The organism is Sporofaciens sp. St.21A7, assembly GCF_059728535.1.
The window spans coordinates 1,926,598-1,947,457 of record NZ_BAAGFN010000001.1; the positions used below are offsets into that span (position 1 = coordinate 1,926,598).

The window sequence follows — 20,860 nt, forward strand, 5'->3', positions numbered from 1 at the left end:
TGTAGTGTCCACCTTGCCGATAAAAAGCGGGCAACAGGCTCTTAGAAATTGAACGGGATAGGCGTATCATTAGAGATAGTGGTACGCTTATTTTTTCTCCCATTTGCATCTTTGAATATTGTGTCATTTGTCTATACAATGAAAGAAAAAGGACGGTGATATGAATGAGGGAAAAGAAGAACCATTTGTATGTAGACAGCCAAGAACGGAGCATTTTATTACATAGCCTTGTGGAGCTGAAAAACCAGCTCATTCAGCAGGGCAGATATACGGACTGCGTTGACGAACTAATATATAAGGTCGTAAACGCACCAGTAAAGAGAATGAAAATTGAATATGTCTAAGGCACATCACAGAGCCGCTTATTCTTATTGATTTTTTAAGAGTAAGCGGCTTTTTTGCGTTCTGTCGTTCTCTGATACAGTTACATAGCCACCTTGACAAAGTGGCTAAATCTAAACGAAAGGAGGACGCAGCCTATGTCAAATTGCAAAGTAATCGCTTTAACCAACCAGAAAGGCGGCGTTGGAAAGACCACCACGGCGGTCAATCTGGGCGTGGCTCTGGCACAGCAGGGCAAGAAAGTCCTGCTCATTGATGCCGATGCACAGGCAAATCTAACCATGTCGCTCGGTTACAGCCGACCAGACGACTTGCCCGACACGCTCTCCACCATCATGCAGGACATTATTGACGATAAACCCGTCGATGTTTCCAGAAGCATCCTGCACCATGACGAGGGCGTTGACCTGCTCCCGTCCAACATTGAGCTGTCGGGACTGGAAGTAAGGCTGATTAACGCCATAAGCCGTGAAAGCGTACTGAAAACCTGCATCAACGAGGTGAAAAAGAATTACGACACGGTTCTCGTGGATTGTTTATGTGGTTATCCACATAAACAGTCTAATGCGGAGTTAAATATTATGCAGAGTAACTATCTGCAATCATTAATAAAACCTATGATTTTCTTTCTGTTTACTCAGCATAATATTCCATATAGAATACCTCTTACAAATCACAGAAAGGGGGTTCCTATATGGAGCAACACGAGGTAACTATTGAAGAATTAGTAAATGGGCTGATGGATCACCTTAAGCTCATTGGCTACAAAGAAAGTACCCGGGAAAGATACTTGGCTTATTATAAAGTCTTTATCAAGTACTGCAGAAAGAAGGAGATTGATTATTTTTCACTTGATCTTGGAAAGCAGTTTCTGTTAGAACATCACAAGCATAAGTGGGTTGATTTTGAAAATCTGACAATGGCTGAGAATTATCTCCAGCGTCACATATGGATGTTGTACGAATTTCAATTGTACGGTGAAATCCGCCAGAAAAAACGACTTTCAAAAGACATGAGACTTGAATATTTTGAGGGTGTTTTAGATGGCTACATTGCACATGAAACAGAAAGAGGACTTAAGGATACAACCTTAAAGGGCAAGGAATTTTCTGCGAGAAAAGTATTTAAGTATTTCGAAAGCATCGGGATAAAAAATACCAGCGACATACGGTCCGAGCATGCATATGGATTTTTGGCAAGCAGATCCTACTACTCTATAACGACAAAAGAGGCTTATCAGTATTTGCTTAGGAGCCTTCTCGCTTATATGAGCCAAAAGGAACTGTGCAGTAAGGATTTAGCTCAGATGTTTCCGGTTATTTCAATTCACACCAAGAATTCATATCCTTCGTATTTCACGCCGGAATGTATAACAAAACTGCTTCAAAGCATCGATACCGAAACGTTGTATGGGAAAAGAGATTACCTGATTCTCCTCTTGGCAGCAACCCTTGGAATGAGGTGTATCGATATATGCCGGCTTACTCTGGATGACATTGATTGGAAAAGGAAAACTATTGGTTTTGTACAGTCTAAAACCGGTGAATATGTTTCATTACCCATTAGTGATGAATTGCTTATGGCTCTTATCGATTATATAAAAAACGCACGTCCCGAATGTGATTATAGAGAAGTATTGGTCAGCAACCGGGCGCCTGTGAAACCCTTTGAACACAGAAATTTCCATGAAATGCTGCAAAAATATTTTAAGCGTGCAGAAATTACTTTTAAAGAGGACCAGAAGCATGGGATGCATTCCATGCGTTCTTCTTTAGCAAGCAACATGCTTAGAAGTGAGGTCCCTATTCCTGTGATCTCAAATGTATTAGGGCATAAATATACAGATACGACAGGGATATATATCAAAATCGATTTAGAAGGACTAAGAAAAGTCGCATTGGAGGTGCCGAGGTATGAGTGAAAAAGAGATGGCTGGATTCGATGGTTTATATGGAGATACGTGTATCGCCTTTATAGAATACAGACGAAGCCTTGGATATAAATACGAGGGAAGAATCGTCCGTGCAATCAGGGAATTGAACCGATATCTGAATGAGCATGCCGCAGATGACACTATAAATCTGACAAAAGAATTGGTTCTTGGATTTGCTGCTAAGAGAGAAGGTGAACAGCCTATGACTCAAATGCGTAGAGAAGCACTGATAAGGCAGCTTGCAACATATCTGAACAGCATTGGTGTTCCTACATATGTTCTTCCGGAACATCAGCATGAAAGGTGTTCATTTGTTCCATATATTTTCACAAGGGAACAGATTTGCAGTCTGTTAAAGGCGGCAGACAGCCTTCCGTATGCTTATCGTTCGCCTAATATGTACAATGTTTACCCTTTCCTCCTCAGACTGCTCTATTGCTGCGGTTTGAGAATATCTGAGGCCTTATCCCTGAAGATATCTGATATAGATTTTACAGATAAAGTGATTACGGTAAGACAGTCAAAATACAATAACACACGCTTAGTGCCTATGTCGGAGTCCCTGTTCGCATGCTTAAGGAACTATATGAACGCGGTCAGATACTCGGAAAATGATACCGGTCTTCTATTCAGAAACCGATGGGGTAAGGCTTACCGGCCGAACTCTATACTTCAGAAGTATAAGAAGCTGCTTGAAGAAGCCGGTATTCCATGTACGGCAAGCGGAAAGCTTCCCCGTCTGCACGACTTAAGGCACACATTTGCAGTTCATGCACTTGAGGGAATGGCTGCCCAAGGAATTGATATGTATGTTTCCATACCATATCTTGAGGAATACATGGGGCATAGAAATATCAACTGCACAGAGAAATACCTCCGCTTAACAGCAGACTCCTATGATCGGATAATTGATGCACTCACACCATTATACAATGACATGATCAAGGGAGGGGATGCAGATGAGTAAAAAATATTTATCGGATTATCTTACTGACTATCTCACGAGATACCTTCCTCTGCAGATAGGAGCAAGCCCCAACACTATCAGGTCATACAGAGATGCCTTTATTGTATTTTTGCGGTACTGTCGTGATGAATTAAAGATTAAACCAGAGAAGTTAACAATGGATCAGATTTCAAGAAAAATGGTTGAAGTCTATTTGTTATGGCTGGAAGAAAACAAAGGCTGTGCTGTTAGTACAAGGAATCATAGACTTACAGTCATTCATGCATTGATGAGATATATCGCGGTAGAAGATCCCCGGTACATGTCCAAATGTCAGGAAATACTCGGAATAGACTTTAAGAAATGCGCCAAAAGAGAAGTTGAATATCTAACTGTCGATGAATTGAAAATCATTTTTGAACAGCCTGACAGTAAAAGAAAAAATGGCCAAAGAGATCTTACCATGCTTTCACTTTTATATGATTCCGGGGCAAGAGTCCAGGAACTTGTAGATTTAAAACTGAAAGACATCCGCTTTACAAAACCTGCAACTGTTACGCTTACAGGAAAAGGAAACAAGGCAAGAATCGTGCCATTGATGCCGGATACGGGAGCGCTGATAGAAAAGTATACAAGTAACTATGGCATCACAGTGCCGGATCAGTACCTGTTTGTGAATAAAATGAAACAGAAACTGACGAGATCCGGAGTCGAATATGTGATATCGAAATATGTGGCAAAGGCTCAGGTTAGTCACCCTGAAATAGCCATCTTAAATGTGACACCTCATATTTTTCGCCGCAGTAAAGCGATGCATTTGGTGCAGGCAAATGTAAATCTGATTTATATCCGCGATTTCTTGGGGCACGAATCAGTCAAAACAACAGAAATATATGCGAAAGCTGATTCTGCCGCAAAAAGAGAAGCTCTTGAAAAGGCAAGCGAAAAAATCATTCCAGAAAGCCGATACAAAGATAAAAAGAGAGAAGAACTCCTTGATTGGTTAAAGGAAATGATTTAAAGAGATCAACAGAATGGAGAATTATTATGCAGAGTATAATACGACACAATCACAGCGAAATGAATGAATTCAGCGGTTTACTCCGCATAATAATTTACTCCGCATTAGATTGTATGCCGAGCTTGGGTATGCTGACAATCAATGCGCTTGCGGCTGCTGACAGCGTGGTTATCCCGACACAGCCCCATTATCTTTCCGCCAAAGGCTTAGAGCTGTTGCTTCGCTCCGTGTCTAAGGTCAAACGGCAAATCAACCCGCACCTGCGGATTGACGGCATCCTTATGACGATGGTAATGCCACGCACGAACATCTCTAAGGAAATCACGGCAACGGTAAAAAGTGCCTACGGGCAGAGAATCAAGGTATTCGATGCACAGATACCCCACTCCATCCGTGCCGTGGAAGCCACCGCAGAGGGAAAGAGCATTTTTGCCTACGACAAAGGCGGCAAGGTAGCCGCCGCTTACGAGCAGTTCGGAAAGGAGGTGGCAGAGCTTGGCGAGAAGCAGAGAAAGCAAAATCGAGCTGACCGCATACGATGACCTCTTTGAAACGGACGAGAGCCGTGCGGAAGCGAATCTAAGCAAAATAAGGGAAATCCCGATTGCGGAGATTGACGAGTTTCCAGACCATCCGTTCAAGGTCTTAATGGACGAGGACATGGAGCAGCTTGTGGACAGCGTAAGGCGGAGCGGCGTAATGACCCCTGCCACAGTCCGCCAGAAAGAGGACGGGCGGTATGAGCTTATCAGCGGTCACAGGAGGAAAAAGGCTTGTGAGCTTGCAGGGCTTGAAACGCTGAAATGTGAGGTTAAGGAGCTGACCCATGATGAAGCAGTTATTGTCATGGTTGAGAGTAATCTCCAAAGGACTACAATCTTGCCGAGTGAAAAAGCCTTTGCGTATAAGATGCGGCTTGAAGCTATGAACAGACAGGGGCAAAGGAGTGATTTAACTTCTTCTCCACTGGATAATAAGTTAAAGGGGACAACATCAGCACAACAAGTAAGTCAAAAAAGTGGTGACAGTCAACCGCAAATTTATCGCTTTATCCGCTTGACCGAGCTTGTACCCGAAATCCTGCAAATGGTTGATGAACGCCAGATTGCTTTCCGCCCTGCGGTGGAAATCTCCTATCTTTCCGAGGAACAGCAGTACACGCTTTTAGAAGCGATGGGCTACAATGATGCCACGCCCTCTCTTGCACAGGCTATCAAGATGAAAAAGTTCATGCAGGAGGGAAAGCTCACAGACGGGGTTATCCAGAGCATCATGCAGGAAGAAAAACCGAACCAGAAAGAGAAGCCCGCCTTTAAGGACGAGCGGATAACCAAGCTCATACCGAAATCCATCCCCAGAGGGCAGGAAACGGATTTTGTCGTAAAAGCGTTGGAGTTTTACAACCGCCATCTGCAAAGGCAGCGGGGGCAGGAAAGATAACCGCACACTTGGGGAGAAGTCCGCCCTTTGGGGGATAGCAAATTTTTTTAAATGTCCCCCTCTCCACACCTCTCCCCCTAGATACTGCCAGTAACTATCCGAGAAAAGAACAATTAAAGCTGTCCACATGGGCGGCTTTTTTTCTGCCAGAAAGTCAACTATCAACATGAGAACGAACAGGAGGTAATGAATGAAGATATGTAAATTATTTCAAAGGGCTGCGGCGTTTGCCCTTGCTGCGGTTACGGCATTGTCCGCCGTCCCTGCCACGACAGCGTTTGCGGCGGGCGACATCGGCACGATTAGCTTTACCCACACCTACGACGGCGCAGGGAACGCAATCAGATATAATTCCAGTGCCAATATCGGCGGTCATACCGCAGGCGGCACGGGCGAATACAAGTACCGTATGTATGTGGACGGGGAAACGGCGTTCTGCCTTCAGCCGGGCGTACCCTTAAAAACAGGCAACACGCTGGCAAAGGCATCTTCCAACACATGGAACGCCCTCTCCGCAGACCAGAAAAAGGCGGTGGGGCTTGCCCTGCTCTACGGCTATCAGGGCAACAGCGGAAATTTATCTGGGAGCGATGACGAGAAATGGCTTGCCACCCAGACCCTTGTGTGGGAGTTTGTTACGGGATGCCGCAGCTCTGCAAGTCCGTACAGCCAGACAAGCACGACCGTTTACAGCCTGCACTTTGGCTCGAATTATGCCAACAGCGGGGCGAGGGCGGCTTACGACCAGATTGTGTCATTTATGACAAGGCACAGCACGATTCCGAGCTTCATGTCGGCAGGCAAGAAAGACATCACAAAGGAGCTTGCCTATAAGGACGGGAAGTACAGTCTGACATTGACGGATAAAAACAATTCCCTCTCCGAGTATTCCTTTACCAGCTCCGACAGCAATGTAAAAGTGTCCAAATCTGGCAACAAGCTCACCATCACGTCAAAAAAGGCGATTGACGGCAAGGCGAGGATTACGGCTACAAGGAACAACACGCCGACGGTCAGCAGCGGGGCGAAGATGATTGCCTACGCCGACCCGAACCTGCAGGACGTTATCACGGGCGTGGAAAACGTGGACACCATGACGGCGTATATCAACGTGGAAACGCCGACAGGGACAGTCGCATTAAAGAAAACATCCGAGGACGGCGTTGTCGGTGGGATTTCCTTTACCATCAAAGGCGATGGTTTCAACAAGACTGTGAAAACCGACAAAGATGGGAATATCACGGTGGAGGGCTTATTCCCTGGCACTTACACCGTCACGGAGCAGTCCATTGACCGCTATGAGCCGCAGAAAACCCAGACCGTGACAATCATCGGCGGGAAAACATCGACGGTCACGTTCAGCAACACCTTGAAGCGTGGCAGTCTGGAAGTCGTGAAAACATCCGAGGACAATCTTGTGGAGGGCGTGAAGTTCCACCTTTACGGCACTTCTTTAAGCGGATTGGCGGTTGATGAATATGCCGTGACCGATAAGAACGGACTGGCAAAGTTTGAAAATGTGCTTATCAGCGGCAGCACGCCGTACACCCTTGAGGAAGTGGACACGGCAATCCGTTATGTCGTACCTGCATCCCAGACCGCCCCGATTGAGTGGAAAAAGGTCACGAAACGCAGCTTTACCAACATCTTAAAGAAATTCAATGTCACGGTATTAAAGACCGACGTGGAAACGGGGAAGAAGCCGCAGGGCGACGCCACCCTTGCAGGTGCGGTTTACGGCATCTATAAGGGCGAGGAGCTTGTGGACACCTACACCACCGACGAAAACGGGCAGTTTACAACAAAATATTATATCTGCGGAAACGATTGGAGCGTCCGTGAGATTGCCCCGTCCGAGGGCTATCTTCTGGACACGACCGTACACCATGTAGGCGCAGAGCCAGAGCTTTACACCGTGGAATATAACTCTGCCAAGAACGACGTAAACGAGCAGGTCATCAAGGGCAATATCGCCATCATCAAGCACACCGACAACGGCGAAACCCAGATTGAAACGCCAGAGGAGGGGGCTGTCTTTGAAGTATATTTGAAATCCGCAGGCGGCTTCGATGCGGCGGAGGAAACCGAGCGTGACACATTGATATGTGATGAGAACGGCTTTGCCCAGACAAAGGATATGCCGTATGGCATCTATACGGTTCACCAGACCTCTGGATGGGACGGTCGGGAACTGATGAAAGATTTTGACGTGTTTATCTGCAAGGACAGCCAGACTTACCGTTACCTTATTAACAACGCCAACTTTGAGAGCTATATCAAAATCGTTAAGAAAGACGTGGAAACGGGCAAGGTCATCCCCTATGCGGGTGCAGGCTTCCAGATTTACGACCCGAACGGCGAGCTTGTAACAATGAAATTCACTTATCCAGAAGTGACGGAGATTGACACGTTCTACACCACGGCGGACGGCGGGCTTATCACGCCGCAGACCTTAGAATACGGCAAGGGATATTCCCTCGTTGAAGTGCAAGCCCCATACGGCTATGTCCTCGACTCCGAGCCAGTCTATTTTGACGTGGAGCAGGAAAACTCCGAGGAGGAAAGCGGCATCACTATTATAAAGGTGGAACGCTCCAACATGGCACAGAAAGGGAGAATCACGGTAGGAAAATCTGGCGAGGTATTCAGCAGGGTATCGGGAAACAAGGGGCTGTACCAGCCGATTTTTGCAGTGGACAGCCTTGAGGGTGCGGTCTATGAGATTACCGCAGCCGAGGACATCATCACGACAGACTGTCGGACGGCAAATTGATGGAAACGCAAACAGCGAATTATTTTTCCGACATTTATCCTATTGACTGCGCAGTGCTGTCTGCAAATGCACAATCCTGTCAAAAATGCTGCACGTTGTTGTCGGTATTGTTTTGCGCCTGAAATGCAAAAGGCCATGGATCCCTCATGAGACACATGGCCCATATGAAAAATTTAGTTTTTCCCCTGCCTGTCGGCCAGAACAGGAAGATGAACCAGGCCGGTGGCGACAGTCACCGCATCCACCTTCCGCATCAGGGAGCCGATCCTTTCTTCATTCCAAAAGATATCGGAGAAATCGGAGAGCTCGCACCCTACATCATGGTTAGGGATGCACAGGTAGTTCCCATATTTATGCCGTCCGGCGAGGATGTGGAAGTAAGTCCCCCGCCCATTGATCTCAGCTTCATACCATCCGTTCCCCGTGCTCAGCAGGATGATCTGCCCCGTCCAGGTCTCCTTGCGGGAACCGCTTTTCAGGATACAGGTATAATTCATGTTCCATTCCTCCTATCCGAGATTCTGGCTGCTGACAGAAGCCAGGATGACATCCGTATCGATCACTTTCTTGTCCATCTGTGCCCCCAGAGTCAGCGCGTCGGTCATCAGGTTGTCCACCAGGCGGGGGCTCCCCTGGGAGTGACTGTGGACGGCAGAAAGCGCTGCCTGGTCGATGATGGAGGCTGCGCCTCCGGCACAGGCGATCTTGTGGAGGATATACTGCGCCACTTCCGAGTCTGAGAGACCGGAAAAGTTGTAGTGTACGGTGATGCGCTGGCGCAGGGCCTCATGGACGGGCTTTTTCAGGGTGCTGTTCAGGTGGGGCTCCCCACAGAGGATGAGCGTGAAGCAGTTCAGGGAGTCATACCCGTAGTTCATGAGCATCTTGATATCCTCCAGGATGCCGGTGGAGAGGTATTGTGCCTCATCGACTGCCAGGAGGAGGGGCTGCTTCTTGTCCTTGTAGAGGTAGAGTATCTGCTCCTGTACGGCGCGGAACATCCCAGGCTTGCCGCCCCTTGGCTCTACCCCCAGGACAGAGCAGAGCTGGCGGTAGAACTCCATGACGCTGACCGTGGAGAGGCAGATGTACTCCATATGGTAGAGGTTGGGGTTGAGGCACTTTGCGAAGCAGCGCAGTGCGAAGGACTTGCCCATGCCGGGGCGTGCGGTGAACAGCCCGATTCCCCTTGTGTCCTTGAGGTAGTCCAGCCGGGACGTCATTTCCGAGATGTCCTTTGAGAGGAACCGGTCCTTTTCTCTTGCGTTCTGTTTGTCAAAGGGATTGAAGGAAAGCCCATAGTAGGAACGGAACATCAGCTCTCACCCCCGATCCTTGAATAATCGATGGACGGCGTGTTATTGCGTTTCGTCCTGCAGTTCTCGTTTTTATCCGTAGGCCGGATGGGATAATGTTCCCCCTCATAAAGGATGAAGGCACTGGACATGTCGTCTGGCAGGAAGCGGATATCCACTTTTGAAGAAATGAACTGCATGGGAACGTCATAGGACACCTTGTCGATGGAGACGGTAGAGTCCTTGTTCACCTTCCTGGTGATGCGGTTCAGGAAACATTCCTCCAGCCACTCCCTGGACTTAGGGTTCCGGATGGAGGAGCGTGTCTGCTGGTAGCGGTCCATGGGCGTTGTGCCGATGCCGGAATGGACAGATGTGTTGTAGGTGCGCATATAGTCCTTAAGCAGCCTGTTGAACTGTGCCAGCGTGGTGATGGAATCCAGATCCAGCGTATAGAGCCAAGTCTCCTTGAGCGTTCTGAACTGGCGTTCTATTTTGGCTTTGGAAGCACCATCACGAATTTTTGTGTGTAAAAGTACGGTGCCGATGGAGCCGCAGATGAGGGAAAGCTGCTCATTCGAGTAACTGCAGCCATTATCGACATAGAGCTTTGCCGGGATTCCATGGGCTGCCACAGCGTCCTTCAACACCTTCTGGAAGTTATAGGCATTATCGTTATAGAAGAGGCCGCCGCCCACCAGAAAACGGGAATGGTCATCAATAATCATGATGCAGTAGACTCTCCTGCGCTGGCCGTGCTCCGTGATATAAGGCAGGTAACAGGTATCTGCCTGCCACATCTTCCCAAAGGCGTCTTCTTCAAACGCCTTCCTGTCCCGCATGCCTGGGTTGCGTGCTGATTTCAGGTCATGTTTCTTCACGAAGCGCTGGACGGCGCAGACGCTGACTGTGGCAGGGATGAAGGCTTCTTCAACGAGGTGCCGGTGGATCTGGGTGGAGTTCAGCCGTGGGAAGGCTTCCTTGAGGCGGTAGATCTCCTCGATGGCCGTGTCCGGGAGCACCCGGGTGGAGCCCTTATCGGAACGCTCCTGCGGCATGAGGGCGTCGATGCCACCGTTCTGGTAGAGGGACACCCATTTGCTGAGGGTCTTTGGGCTGTACTGGAATACCGAGCCGTCAGGCAGGGTGAGCGGTTTTTCGGTGATACGCAGGTAGTAAGCGTTCCTGGACGCATCCGGATAAAGGCCATGGATGACCGGCGCTATGAGAGCGAGGCGGAACTGTGCCATGGCGGCTGCGTCCGAAAGTTTTTTTGGATTGTTGTCCATAAAAATGTCCTCCTTAGGTGGTTTTCCACCATTATGCAGGAGAGAAGGGAGGGAAGCCATACCCGTGGCGTGTGGCCGACGGAAAAAGGGTCAGGGGCCGAACACCTGCTGGCAGTAAAGTGTCGGGTTTTTATGGGACTGGAGGAAAGACTTTGTAAAACGGCGGACAAAGGCGGAGGCGAAATCCGAATAAGCCGGCTGCGTGAGCAGGGACTTCAGGAAGGAAAGGCCGGAAACCTCCATGGAGGAAAGCACGCCGAGCCAAACTTCCTTCTGCACCCGAAAGAGCTGCAGCCACCGGCGCAGCTGGGAAAGGGTGATGCCGAAGCGTTCGCATAGCCTTTCCACAGTGGAAAGGCGCAGGAAATACTCTGCCAGGACACGTAGAAGGAAGAACAGGCCGTAGCCGGAGTAGGGAATGATGAAGTCCGGGAGGATGGCATGGGTATGGCCACAGGTACAGATAAGGCGCATGATGCAGAGGCTGTGGCGGACCTGGGTGCCGCCTATAAAGTCCACCAGGGAGCGGTCATAGTAGGCATGGATGCGGCAGGATCCCTTTACCCCACAGCAGGGACAGGTCTGCAGTTCCGAACGGAATCCGGCCATAAAGGAATCGAACAGGATCTTTGATGAACTTTTTATACGAACCAGCTTGCAAAACAGGGAATTTTCTCTTATCATAATATATGTCGGTGGTGCTGGAGCCTCATGAGCGGGACATGATCCCGTATATGGCAGGCACACTGGTATGTGAGAGAAAGAACGAACTGTGGAAGGTGCTGTTCTTTCTCTTTTTTTTGTTCCATAAAAACTATATCGGAATGACATGGGATGGTCAAGAGGAAAACGTGCCGCCTCCTGTAGCACACTTTTATAGACAGTGTTTAAAAACTGAGATTATAATTTGACGTTTTTGTGCGGGAGATAGGAACTTTAATTTGCTGGGCTACACCAATGGATAAGGATATCCTGCGGAAATGGTTAAAAAGCGGCTATATCGAAACAGGGAAGCTATTCCCGACAGATTTGGGAAGCCCGCAGGGTTCAGCGATTTCACCGACTATCTGTAACATGGTGCTGGATGGACTGGAAGCCAAGATAAAAGAGAAATACCACAAAACGAAAAGCAATGGAAAATCATATTTCCCAAAAGTCAATTTTATCCGTTATGCGGATGACTTCATCGTCACTGGCGAGAGCAGGGAACTTTTGGAAAACGGAGTGCTCCCAATCATACGGGATTTCCTGTCAGAAAGAGGGCTGGAACTGTCAGAGGAAAAGACAGTCATAACCCATATCGAAGACGGGTTTGATTTTCTTGGGACAAATATACGGTGGTACAAAGACAAGCTTCTGACCAAACCATCCAAAAAGAACTATAAAGCCATAATCAGTAAAGTAAGGGGAATCATAAAGCAGAACCCATCCATGAAACAGGAGGATTTAATCCGAAAACTGAACCCAGTTATCCGAGGGTGGGTAAATTTCCACAAATACAATGTATCCACGGATGCGTTTGAGAGATTCGATTTTGACGTATGGAGATGCTTATGGCGGTGGTGTAAACGAAGACATCCCCGAAAGAGTCACAAATGGATAGCGAAAAGATATTTCAGACAGGTCGGGACAAGAATCTGGACATTCAGCGTGAAAACGAGCGATTCGTTTGAACTCAACCTGATTTATGCCACTGACACAAAAATCGTAAGGTGGCTGAAAACAAAGTCAGAAGCGACGCCATTCGACGCCAGTTACGCAGAATATTTTGAGGACAGGGATACCGAAAGAATGTTCCGTGAGATAGGCGGCAGGAAGAAACTGAACGCTTTGTACAAAACGCAGGGCGGAATCTGCCCATACTGCAAGGAAGCGATAACGGTAGAAAAAGGTTGGTGTTAGAATATAATTAGTACAAGTTAGACATGGAAAATTCCCAACAGGAAAGTATAATAGAACAGATGGAGGAATGAACATGGCTACACAATATACAGAAGAATTTAAGAATGATGCAGTAAGGTATTGGAAGGAACATCCAGAGCTTGGGATTGCTAAGTGTGCAAAGAATCTGGGGATTAGTAAGACAGCTCTTTCTAACTGGAGAAAGATATATGATGCAAATGAGGGGACAGTCCCAACCAGAGGAAGGGGGAATTTTGAGAGTGATGATGCAAAGGAACTTGCACGCCTGCGTAAAGAGCTACGTGATACACAAGATGCTTTAGATATCTTAAAAAAAGCAATCGGCATACTGGGAAAATGACAGAGGCTCTCTTCCTGGAGACTGCCCGGTATGAAGAGCAGCTTCTGGAAGAGGGGAAACGCTGGCCGAATGTCTCTGGTGTGCTGAGGATCTTAGGTGTTTCAAGAAGCGGATACCTTGCATGGAAAAACCGCCTCCCTTCCACCCGGGAGAAGAGAAAGGAGCAGATAAAAGAGAGGATCGTTGAGATTTATCAGGAATCCCATCAGAATTATGGAGCCCCCAAAATAGCAGAATGTCTGCGCAGGGAAGGAGAAAAAATAGCAGACAAAACAGTGGGGAATTATATGAGGGAATTGGGGATCAAAGCACAGTACGTGAAACCTTATACCGTTACAACAATCGAACCGGATCTAAGCAGTAGGCTGAGAAATATTCTGAAAGAAAAATTTAATCCGGAAGAACCGGATGCAGTCTGGTGTTCGGATATCACTTATATCTGGACTTACGAGGGCTTTGTATACTTAACGAGTATTATGGATCTGTACTCGAGAAAGATCATCTCATGGGTATTAAGTAATACATTAGAAGCAAAACATGTCGTAAAAGCGGTAGAAAAGGCAAAAAGAAGGAGGAATGTGGAGAAACCCTTAATTCTGCATACAGACCGGGGGATCCAGTATGTGTGCAGGGAGTATGTAGAGGCAACCATTGGAATGAAGAGAAGTTATTCGAAAAAAGCGTATCCATGGGATAATGCCTGTATTGAATCCTTTCATGCATTGATCAAAAGAGAATGGCTGAATCGATTTAAAATAAAAAATTATGAACATGCCTATAAATTGGTATTTGAATACATAGAGACATTTTATAATACGGTAAGAATCCACAGTCATTGTGGATATCTATCACCAAATGAATACGAGAATGTGTATGAACAGAAATTGAATAAGATGGAAAGATTGGCTGGATAAAAAATGGAAGGTTGTAAGAAAAGTTCACTTTTAACTTGTACTTTTTCTTGACATAGTACCATACCGCTGACCTACCCGACCAGATGATTGAGAACAAGCAGAAGTTTATCAGCCAGATCATGACGTCCAAAAGCCCGGCACGCACCATCGAGGACATTGACGAGGTGGCTTTATCCTATGCGGAAATCAAAGCCCTTGCCACCGGGAACCCATATATTAAGGAAAAGATGGACTTAGACATCCAGGTGTCGAAGCTGCAACTCTTAAAGCAGAGCTTCCTAAGCCAGCGTTACGAGATGGAGGATAAGGTGACGAAATACTATCCGATGGAGATAAAAAGGCAGAGCCAGTGGATTGTGGAGTACCAGCAGGACATTGAGCAGGTGAAGGCGCACACGCCGCCAGACCGGGATACCTTCCCGCCTATGCAGATAAACGGCGTGACCTATGGGGAGAAAAAGGAGGCGGGGCAGGCGATTATTGCAGCCTGCAAAGCCATGAGTTCCCCTGATCCGGTTCCTCTGGGAGCTTACCGTGGGCTTGCGATGGAGCTTTCTTACAGCACCTTCAGCAAGGATTTTGTCATCACCCTGAAAGGGAAACGGGCGTACCATGTGACGCTGGGGACGGACATCCACGGGAACATTACCCGTCTGGATAATGAGATAGAGAAGTTTGGCGATAACCTCTCCCGGTGTGAGGAACATCTGGAAACTTTAAAAGCGCAGCTTGAAAATGCAAAAATAGAGACAGTCAAAGAGTTTCCAAAGGAGCAGGAGTTAGCGGAAAAGACCGCCCGGCTGGGGGAGTTAAATGCCCTGCTTGATATGGATAAGAAAGAAAATATCGTGCTGGATGTTGAGCCGGAGGAGGAAGAAACGGAGCCGGAGAAAGGCAGTAAAGACCGGGAACGGTAAAAAAAGCGGTATTGGGAAACCAGTACCGTTTACATAGCGGACGGGAAAAACTAATAGAGGTTCGCATATTTGTTGTTGCGGTGAAAAATGGGTATATTATAATAAAAACGAAAGGGTGATAAAAATGAACGCAGCAACAGAGGAATATAATGATTTAGTCAAGCGTATGGAACATGGATTTATGGAGATAGACAACGATATAATCGTGGATTTGCGGAAGCAGGATGACAGCTATCTGGCGCTTTGCAGGCAGATCGGGGATATGGAGAGGGATTATCCATTCATACTAAATGTGACAGAGGGCGAGGGAAATATATCTTTGACAGCGGAGGAACATGGGATATTGGTGGAATATTTCAGGCTCAGTTTGAAAAAAGATAACATTGAGAGAAAGCAGATTTATTTCCGGGGGCATACAGACGGGTATGCTTATTTGAAGAAAATAGGGGCAGTTTAGTGATTATTTTTAGGCAGCGTACCATTTTATATGGCGGGTTTATTTCAATAGTGAAGGTCAGCCGGCTTTTGCTATGATAAAAAATATGATATAATAACTTGTAATAGGTTTTAATGAGGAAAGAATGGAGTAGCAAAAAATAGATTAACAAAGAAAATATTTCAATTCTTATTATCATAAAACTTTGAATCAAGAGGTATTATTATGAATATTTTTAAAGCATTAGGAAATGAGTTAACCTATAAAGAGGTTCTGCAATTGGATGGTGCTTTCTCAGTAGCTCATGTAAATTACGATAAATCACCGATATTTAATGGAACTGATAGTAGGAATGTGGCTAAAAATTCGAGAAAGAATAGTTTATCATCCGAGGAGAAGATTGAAGACGTTATTGGTTGTTTATGTTCCTTTGACGGAACAGGAAAGAATTTTAAAAAGGACGATAGAATATTATTATGGAAAAATTATTGGATGGAATATATAAATGCATTTGATAAACTCATAGATTCATTACCAAGTTCAGTAGTTACCATTTACGTTGGCAGACACGCAATTGAAATTGGTTTCAAATATTTATTACTCATAAAAAGCGGGCAAGTTGCTAAAACACATGATTTAGAAGAATTATCTAATTCATTATATTCAAAATATAATATTAGCGATAGCTACATGGCTGACGTGGATTTATTTTGCAAAATGTTTTGTAAATATATTGAAGGTGGGAATGTTGAGTATTTTAGATTTCCAGAATATAAAGCAAACACATATTTTGCAGGCAATCGCTTGGATATAAGTTGGTTATCTTATAACTTTGCTTTAATTATATTGAAGTTAATACATTTTGCTGATTTGGATGCTGAAATGTAATAAGAAAGCCGATTGCATTTGATAGTTGTGAATTGCTTATAGAAGTAAAAACATGTAAAAAAATTCTGTTATTAGTAGTATAGATAAATTATAGTATTTGAAGTAATAGGGGAAGTGTTAAAATCTCAAATTATTATTTATCAATAATTTTTGTAACAAATATCGGAGGCAGCTATGGCCAAAAGAAAAATAAGTCTAGAGCAGTGGTGCAAAGAAAATAATAGAGAAGATCTATTGAGGGAGTGGAATGAGGAGAAAAACTCTACCGCCCGATTTCCTATGTCTCCATCTACGATGGAATTTAGTACGGCACTTAATGTTTGGTGGAAATGTAAGAATGGACATGAATGGCAGGCGCCGATTCAGAAAAGAACTACTTTTGGATTAGAATGTCCGATTTGCAATCCGGATGAAATGTTTATCCCGATTGGCACAAAGTACGGATGTCTAACAGTAATTGGTGTTACTCCGGTAGATGAAAGCGATCAGTTCGGAAAAATATATGGCCCATCATACAAATGTATATGTGATTGCGGAAAAGAAGTAAGTAAGTCTGAATTTGCGTTTTTGGAGAAGAAGCATCGTTATTGTACGGAAACAATCCGCAGAAGCAGAAAAGACCGATGGCTATATGAAGAATATGATAAGAAAAATCAGTGTGGATTAAAAACAACACAAGAGGAAAAAAAGAAAGAAACTTATAAACGAGTTCTTGCTCCAGGTTATAGTATTGATTATACCGGAACCATTCATGAATCGTTGGAAGTATTGGAATGTGTCAATAATCATTATGAAGAAATTCACTCTATTTCTGATGCAAGGAAAAAAGGTGGTGGCACCTATTATGTCTATAAATTATATCGGTGTCGTTGCTATCTGTGCGGCAAGGAGCAGCAGATAAAATCATCTAAGTTCTCAATAAATCCCCCAACCGAGTATGGTTATACAGCATACAATGGTTATTGGAGTGATGCTTATTGTAACTGCCATCCGATATCTTCATTTCAGTGGATTGTTACAAAGCTGTTGAAAGAGAACAGGGTTCCGTATCGAGTAGAGGTTTCTTTCCCAGATTTGTACGGGGTTAGACAGGTTAATCTTCTTCGCTATGATTTTGGAATTTATGACGAGGATGGTAAGCTCCAATGCTTAATCGAATGCCAAGGAGAGCAGCACTATGAGCCAGTTGAAGAGTTCGGCGGTGATTTACAATTTTTATTGCAACAGAAAAATGATGATTTGAAACGTAAGTATGCGAAAGAAAAAGGTATACTTTTATATGAGATTCCGTATAAAAACAAAAAATATGAGAAGGTTGAGAGATTTCTTCAAGAAAGAGGAGTAATAAACTAATATGCTATTTTAAATTTCTGTTTGTAATTGGATGAAAATAGTTTATGTGTTACATAGCTGATTGATTTTCAAAACGAGAATCAATCAGCTATTTTTATGCCCGGATATTCAAAAACAGACAGCAAATATCCAATCATGGGCAGGAAAGGAGCTGAAATTTATGCCATATATCGCACCAGAAGTCGTGCAGGAAGCGAAGCGGATGGACTTATTGACGTACTTGAAAAACTATGAGCCTTATGAGCTTGTGCATTTTTCGGGCAACACCTACACCACGAAAAGCCATGACAGCCTGAAAATTTCCAACGGGAAATGGATGTGGTGGAGCCGTGGGATCGGGGGCAGGTCAGCGGTTGATTACCTGATAAAAGTCAGGGACTATACCTTTATGGAGGCGGTACAGACGATTGCAGGGCAGGCGACGATTGCGCCGCCTGTTTCCCTACCAGCCGAAAAGACAACAGAAAAGAAACTGCTCTTACCCAAACCCAACCGCTACCAGACGCAGGTTGTTTCCTATCTGAACAGGCGTGGGATTGACACGGACATCATTGGATTCTGTCTGCAAAAGGGAATGGTTTTTGAGAGCGAGAACTACCACAATGCTGTATTTGTGGGCATGGACAAGGGAGGAAAACCCCGGTATGCCGCCCTGCGTGGAATCGGGACGGACTTTATCGGGGATGCAAACGGGAGCGACAAAAACTATTCCTTTTCTATCCCGGCAGAGGGAAACAGCATAAAAGTCCACCTGTTTGAATCCGCCATTGACCTGCTATCCTATGCCACCCTGCAAAAAATGGACGGTCAGGACTGGAGGGCGGAACACCTTTTATCCCTTGCAGGCGTGTACCAGCCAGCAAAGGAAATCGAGCGCAGCAAGGTTCCGGCAGCACTCACACGGTTTTTAAAAGAGTACCCGGAGGTTGAAGAAGTGGAGCTGCACCTGGACAATGACCGGGCGGGCAGGCTGGCGTCAGAGGTGATCAAGACCGTGCTTCCGAAACAGTACCGGACACGGGATAAGCCGCCGCCAAAGGGCAAGGACTGCAATGATTTCCTCTGTATCCGGTTAGGAATCGGGATAACGGAGCGGGTAAAAAAGAATAACGGAAGGAGCCATGAGAGATGAAAACGTATGACGTAACAATAACGGAAACCCTGCAAATGACTGTACCCATTGAGGCGGAGAGCCTTGCGGAAGCGGAACAGATAGCAGAAGAAAACTGGAACAGAAGCCAGTATATTTTGGACGCAGACCATTTTGTGGGGGCTGATTTTAAGGTGAAAGAGTGCGTCCGGGACAAAGGAATAGGGCGGTAGGAAAGGAGGCGTTTGCCATGAGGCAGTATGAAATGACGCTGGTTGCCATCTCGGAAAAGAGGGTGAAAATCTCAGCGGAGAGTGCGGAAACCGCCGCAAAGATGGTGGAAAAGATATACAGCGAAACCAATATCTTAGATTTTTCCAACCGGGACGTGACGGATGTTTCCGTCCTTGCGAGAGCGATAGATATAGAGAAGTAAGTCGTGTTTTTGCGGTATCGGGGAACCGATGCCGTGCTACATAACGGAGAAAAGCATAAATCAAATGTGCGAGATAAAAAATCACACGGTGGATTCTCCGTTGGCTTTCTGCTATATTTCTCTGGAAAAACAGAAAGGAGCCATAGCTATGGACATAAGGAACATCGACATCTACAACCTGCCCAAATGGTTCAGCGACATCATAGAGGAGATAGACATATTGTGCGAGGAGGCGTTGAGAAGCTCCGTATCTTACAGCAAGATTACAGAAGAGCGTTACAGGATACTTGATAAACACGATTTTATTTCAAGGCTGACGGATGACGGGGGTGTGGAGGAACCTATGGAGCTGACTGCAGGGGAAACAAAGGCACTGTCCAAATTTTTTGAATTAGAATATGACAAAGCAAGGGCAGAAAGCATACAAATGTACCTTTTGGGATGCAGCCATATCTTTAAACGTAAACGGTAGATAGCGAGTACCTCGACTAAAGGCACAAAATATGTGACAATAGACATATTTCTATTATGAGTATCAAAAGTTAAGCCTTAACTTTTGATACCGGTATATGGAGGTAAGTCTATGAATTCAAAAACAACAACAATAGCTGAACACTATCGTCTTCAACAGTGGGCTGCACAGATCAAAGATTGCCAGAATCGTCCGGAAGGAATGCGCATTACAGAGTGGTGTATCCAGAATGGTATTACAAAAGGTAATTATTATTATCGGCTCCGCCGCGTAAGGGAAGCTTATCTGAATGGTCTTTCGAAAGAAAATGGCTTACAGGACATTGTACCAGTAGATGCACAATTCCTGTGCCAGACCCGGACGGCTCCGGATGTCCTTTTTCAAGGATTGGATATTTCACTGGCAGGATGTTCGATTCATGTGGCTGAAACCACTTCCATGAAGCTTCTGTCAGCAGTCCTGGAGGTGATCCGGAATGCTGAATGATGCGACCTGCTTTCAGGCGGTCTATATCGTATGCGGATATACAGATCTCCGATCAGGAATAGACCGTTTGGCGGCTATCCTTGAAACCCAGACGGGTAATAAACCATATTTACCGGACACTCTTTACCTTTTCTGCGGAAGACGTGCTGACCGTATCAAGGGACTGGTATGGGAAGGTGACGGCTGGCTCCTGCTATATAAAAGACTGGCAGAAAGCAGGTTCCAATGGCCGCGCAGCGCGGAAGAAGTAAAGTCATTGACACAGCAGCAGTTCCGCTGGTTAATGGAAGGCCTTACGATCACACCCAAGAAATCCGTAAAAGCAGTAAGACCGCCGGAATATATGGGGTAAGATTGTGCAAAACAGAGATTTTACACGCCTTATTTCAGACAGTAAAGAAAGGATATATGGCTGCTGGAAGCTTGCTCCAGCATACTCCTTAGGGCGGCCATCCGGACTGGAACTGCTCCAGACGGCTTTTAAGGGAACCCTTCAGATACCGTCTCCGTATCCGCTTCTGAGGGGTTCTTACGTATCGGCATTTTGACGGGAAATGCAGAAACCG

22 protein-coding genes and 3 pseudogenes are annotated in these 20,860 nt (G+C 45.7%); 21 read left to right on the forward strand and 4 right to left on the reverse strand.

What is annotated here, in order from left to right; genetic code table 11:
- Positions 1-164 precede the first annotated feature (164 nt).
- The 8 genes and pseudogenes from AC6I3O_RS09410 to AC6I3O_RS09445 form a co-directional block, all read left to right on the forward strand.
- Positions 165-344: a hypothetical protein gene (locus AC6I3O_RS09410; RefSeq protein WP_016297372.1), complete on the forward strand. Its 180-nt coding sequence runs from the start codon at positions 165-167 to the stop codon at positions 342-344.
- 135 nt (positions 345-479) lie between these two features.
- Positions 480-881, forward strand: a pseudogene (locus AC6I3O_RS09415) (ParA family protein); the annotation flags it as partial.
- 155 nt (positions 882-1,036) lie between these two features.
- A complete protein-coding gene (locus tag AC6I3O_RS09420) occupies positions 1,037-2,263 on the forward strand; it encodes a site-specific integrase (protein ID WP_289227658.1) in 1,227 nt (408 codons plus the stop codon).
- A complete protein-coding gene (locus AC6I3O_RS09425; RefSeq protein ID WP_162208674.1) occupies positions 2,256-3,242 on the forward strand; it encodes a tyrosine-type recombinase/integrase in 987 nt (328 codons plus the stop codon). The genes AC6I3O_RS09420 and AC6I3O_RS09425 overlap by 8 nt, the downstream gene beginning before the upstream one ends.
- Positions 3,235-4,242 carry a site-specific integrase gene (locus AC6I3O_RS09430; protein WP_497850676.1) on the forward strand — a complete coding sequence of 336 codons (1,008 nt, stop codon included), beginning with the start codon at positions 3,235-3,237 and terminating at the stop codon, positions 4,240-4,242. The genes AC6I3O_RS09425 and AC6I3O_RS09430 overlap by 8 nt, the downstream gene beginning before the upstream one ends.
- 104 nt (positions 4,243-4,346) lie before the next feature.
- Positions 4,347-4,784 (forward strand): annotated as a pseudogene (locus AC6I3O_RS09435) (ParA family protein); the annotation flags it as partial.
- Complete coding sequence (locus tag AC6I3O_RS09440) at positions 4,738-5,682, forward strand: ParB/RepB/Spo0J family partition protein (RefSeq protein ID WP_497850677.1); 945 nt, start codon at positions 4,738-4,740, stop codon at positions 5,680-5,682. The pseudogene AC6I3O_RS09435 and the gene AC6I3O_RS09440, both read left to right, overlap by 47 nt.
- A 190-nt stretch (positions 5,683-5,872) precedes the next feature.
- Positions 5,873-8,437, forward strand: a pseudogene (locus tag AC6I3O_RS09445) (SpaA isopeptide-forming pilin-related protein); the annotation flags it as partial.
- Positions 8,438-8,628: 191 nt separating this feature from the next.
- Here the strand turns inward: AC6I3O_RS09445 and AC6I3O_RS09450 are convergent.
- From AC6I3O_RS09450 to AC6I3O_RS09465, 4 genes are all read right to left on the reverse strand, one after another.
- Positions 8,629-8,952, reverse strand: a complete 324-nt coding sequence (locus AC6I3O_RS09450) for a DUF6618 family protein (RefSeq protein WP_302134599.1) — start codon at positions 8,950-8,952, stop codon at positions 8,629-8,631.
- 12 nt (positions 8,953-8,964) lie between these two features.
- Positions 8,965-9,771: an ExeA family protein gene (locus AC6I3O_RS09455; protein ID WP_497850223.1), complete on the reverse strand. Its 807-nt coding sequence runs from the start codon at positions 9,769-9,771 to the stop codon at positions 8,965-8,967.
- On the reverse strand, positions 9,771-11,039 hold the full coding sequence (locus tag AC6I3O_RS09460; protein ID WP_497850678.1) for a DDE-type integrase/transposase/recombinase: 1,269 nt from the start codon (positions 11,037-11,039) through the stop codon (positions 9,771-9,773). The genes AC6I3O_RS09455 and AC6I3O_RS09460 overlap by 1 nt, the downstream gene beginning before the upstream one ends.
- Before the next feature lie 90 nt (positions 11,040-11,129).
- Positions 11,130-11,723, reverse strand: a complete 594-nt coding sequence (locus tag AC6I3O_RS09465; RefSeq protein WP_304532924.1) for a DUF6431 domain-containing protein — start codon at positions 11,721-11,723, stop codon at positions 11,130-11,132.
- A 273-nt stretch (positions 11,724-11,996) separates the two neighbouring features.
- Here AC6I3O_RS09465 and AC6I3O_RS09470 point away from each other — a divergent pair, with 273 nt between their 5' ends.
- From AC6I3O_RS09470 to tnpB, 13 genes are all read left to right on the forward strand, one after another.
- Positions 11,997-12,941, forward strand: a complete 945-nt coding sequence (locus AC6I3O_RS09470) for a group II intron maturase-specific domain-containing protein (protein ID WP_497850679.1) — start codon at positions 11,997-11,999, stop codon at positions 12,939-12,941.
- 73 nt (positions 12,942-13,014) lie between these two features.
- Positions 13,015-13,302 carry a transposase gene (locus AC6I3O_RS09475; RefSeq protein ID WP_016220920.1) on the forward strand — a complete coding sequence of 96 codons (288 nt, stop codon included), beginning with the start codon at positions 13,015-13,017 and terminating at the stop codon, positions 13,300-13,302.
- Entirely contained in the window at positions 13,299-14,216 is a 918-nt protein-coding gene (locus AC6I3O_RS09480; protein WP_497850680.1) for an IS3 family transposase, read from the forward strand. Before AC6I3O_RS09475 ends, AC6I3O_RS09480 begins: the two co-directional genes overlap by 4 nt.
- A gap of 83 nt (positions 14,217-14,299) precedes the next feature.
- The gene (locus tag AC6I3O_RS09485; protein ID WP_497850681.1) at positions 14,300-15,133 is read left to right on the forward strand and encodes a hypothetical protein; all 834 of its coding nucleotides are present in this window, start codon (positions 14,300-14,302) and stop codon (positions 15,131-15,133) included.
- A gap of 124 nt (positions 15,134-15,257) precedes the next feature.
- The gene (locus AC6I3O_RS09490; protein WP_497850682.1) at positions 15,258-15,590 is read left to right on the forward strand and encodes a DUF6664 family protein; all 333 of its coding nucleotides are present in this window, start codon (positions 15,258-15,260) and stop codon (positions 15,588-15,590) included.
- A 204-nt stretch (positions 15,591-15,794) separates the two neighbouring features.
- A complete protein-coding gene (locus AC6I3O_RS09495; RefSeq protein WP_497850683.1) occupies positions 15,795-16,457 on the forward strand; it encodes a hypothetical protein in 663 nt (220 codons plus the stop codon).
- A gap of 174 nt (positions 16,458-16,631) precedes the next feature.
- Complete coding sequence (locus AC6I3O_RS09500; protein WP_497850684.1) at positions 16,632-17,810, forward strand: zinc-ribbon domain-containing protein; 1,179 nt, start codon at positions 16,632-16,634, stop codon at positions 17,808-17,810.
- Between the two features lie 160 nt (positions 17,811-17,970).
- Complete coding sequence (locus tag AC6I3O_RS09505; RefSeq protein ID WP_497850685.1) at positions 17,971-18,942, forward strand: DUF3991 domain-containing protein; 972 nt, start codon at positions 17,971-17,973, stop codon at positions 18,940-18,942.
- A complete protein-coding gene (locus tag AC6I3O_RS09510; protein WP_497850686.1) occupies positions 18,939-19,133 on the forward strand; it encodes a DpnD/PcfM family protein in 195 nt (64 codons plus the stop codon). The genes AC6I3O_RS09505 and AC6I3O_RS09510 overlap by 4 nt, the downstream gene beginning before the upstream one ends.
- Before the next feature lie 17 nt (positions 19,134-19,150).
- Positions 19,151-19,336 carry a hypothetical protein gene (locus AC6I3O_RS09515; RefSeq protein WP_497850687.1) on the forward strand — a complete coding sequence of 62 codons (186 nt, stop codon included), beginning with the start codon at positions 19,151-19,153 and terminating at the stop codon, positions 19,334-19,336.
- 148 nt (positions 19,337-19,484) lie between these two features.
- Positions 19,485-19,808 carry a DUF6664 family protein gene (locus AC6I3O_RS09520; RefSeq protein WP_497850688.1) on the forward strand — a complete coding sequence of 108 codons (324 nt, stop codon included), beginning with the start codon at positions 19,485-19,487 and terminating at the stop codon, positions 19,806-19,808.
- 111 nt (positions 19,809-19,919) lie between these two features.
- Complete coding sequence (locus AC6I3O_RS09525) at positions 19,920-20,294, forward strand: IS66 family insertion sequence element accessory protein TnpA (protein ID WP_497850689.1); 375 nt, start codon at positions 19,920-19,922, stop codon at positions 20,292-20,294.
- Positions 20,284-20,646 (forward strand): IS66 family insertion sequence element accessory protein TnpB, encoded by a 363-nt coding sequence (gene tnpB, locus AC6I3O_RS09530; protein WP_497850690.1) that lies wholly within the window; start codon positions 20,284-20,286, stop codon positions 20,644-20,646. The genes AC6I3O_RS09525 and tnpB overlap by 11 nt, the downstream gene beginning before the upstream one ends.
- Positions 20,647-20,860: the final 214 nt, after the last annotated feature.

Bases quoted from the DNA above. Each gene is read 5' to 3' on its own strand.
- AC6I3O_RS09410 (WP_016297372.1), top strand. From the start codon at position 165: ATGAGGGAAAAGAAGAACCATTTGTATGTAGACAGCCAAGAACGGAGC.
- AC6I3O_RS09420 (WP_289227658.1), top strand. From the start codon at position 1,037: ATGGAGCAACACGAGGTAACTATTGAAGAATTAGTAAATGGGCTGATG.
- AC6I3O_RS09425 (WP_162208674.1), top strand. From the start codon at position 2,256: ATGAGTGAAAAAGAGATGGCTGGATTCGATGGTTTATATGGAGATACG.
- AC6I3O_RS09430 (WP_497850676.1), top strand. From the start codon at position 3,235: ATGAGTAAAAAATATTTATCGGATTATCTTACTGACTATCTCACGAGA.
- AC6I3O_RS09450 (WP_302134599.1), bottom strand. From the start codon at position 8,952: ATGAATTATACCTGTATCCTGAAAAGCGGTTCCCGCAAGGAGACCTGG.
- AC6I3O_RS09455 (WP_497850223.1), bottom strand. From the start codon at position 9,771: ATGTTCCGTTCCTACTATGGGCTTTCCTTCAATCCCTTTGACAAACAG.
- AC6I3O_RS09460 (WP_497850678.1), bottom strand. From the start codon at position 11,039: ATGGACAACAATCCAAAAAAACTTTCGGACGCAGCCGCCATGGCACAG.
- AC6I3O_RS09465 (WP_304532924.1), bottom strand. From the start codon at position 11,723: ATGATAAGAGAAAATTCCCTGTTTTGCAAGCTGGTTCGTATAAAAAGT.
- AC6I3O_RS09470 (WP_497850679.1), top strand. From the start codon at position 11,997: ATGGATAAGGATATCCTGCGGAAATGGTTAAAAAGCGGCTATATCGAA.
- AC6I3O_RS09475 (WP_016220920.1), top strand. From the start codon at position 13,015: ATGGCTACACAATATACAGAAGAATTTAAGAATGATGCAGTAAGGTAT.
- AC6I3O_RS09480 (WP_497850680.1), top strand. From the start codon at position 13,299: ATGACAGAGGCTCTCTTCCTGGAGACTGCCCGGTATGAAGAGCAGCTT.
- AC6I3O_RS09485 (WP_497850681.1), top strand. From the start codon at position 14,300: ATGATTGAGAACAAGCAGAAGTTTATCAGCCAGATCATGACGTCCAAA.
- AC6I3O_RS09490 (WP_497850682.1), top strand. From the start codon at position 15,258: ATGAACGCAGCAACAGAGGAATATAATGATTTAGTCAAGCGTATGGAA.
- AC6I3O_RS09495 (WP_497850683.1), top strand. From the start codon at position 15,795: ATGAATATTTTTAAAGCATTAGGAAATGAGTTAACCTATAAAGAGGTT.
- AC6I3O_RS09500 (WP_497850684.1), top strand. From the start codon at position 16,632: ATGGCCAAAAGAAAAATAAGTCTAGAGCAGTGGTGCAAAGAAAATAAT.
- AC6I3O_RS09505 (WP_497850685.1), top strand. From the start codon at position 17,971: ATGCCATATATCGCACCAGAAGTCGTGCAGGAAGCGAAGCGGATGGAC.
- AC6I3O_RS09510 (WP_497850686.1), top strand. From the start codon at position 18,939: ATGAAAACGTATGACGTAACAATAACGGAAACCCTGCAAATGACTGTA.
- AC6I3O_RS09515 (WP_497850687.1), top strand. From the start codon at position 19,151: ATGAGGCAGTATGAAATGACGCTGGTTGCCATCTCGGAAAAGAGGGTG.
- AC6I3O_RS09520 (WP_497850688.1), top strand. From the start codon at position 19,485: ATGGACATAAGGAACATCGACATCTACAACCTGCCCAAATGGTTCAGC.
- AC6I3O_RS09525 (WP_497850689.1), top strand. From the start codon at position 19,920: ATGAATTCAAAAACAACAACAATAGCTGAACACTATCGTCTTCAACAG.
- tnpB (WP_497850690.1), top strand. From the start codon at position 20,284: ATGCTGAATGATGCGACCTGCTTTCAGGCGGTCTATATCGTATGCGGA.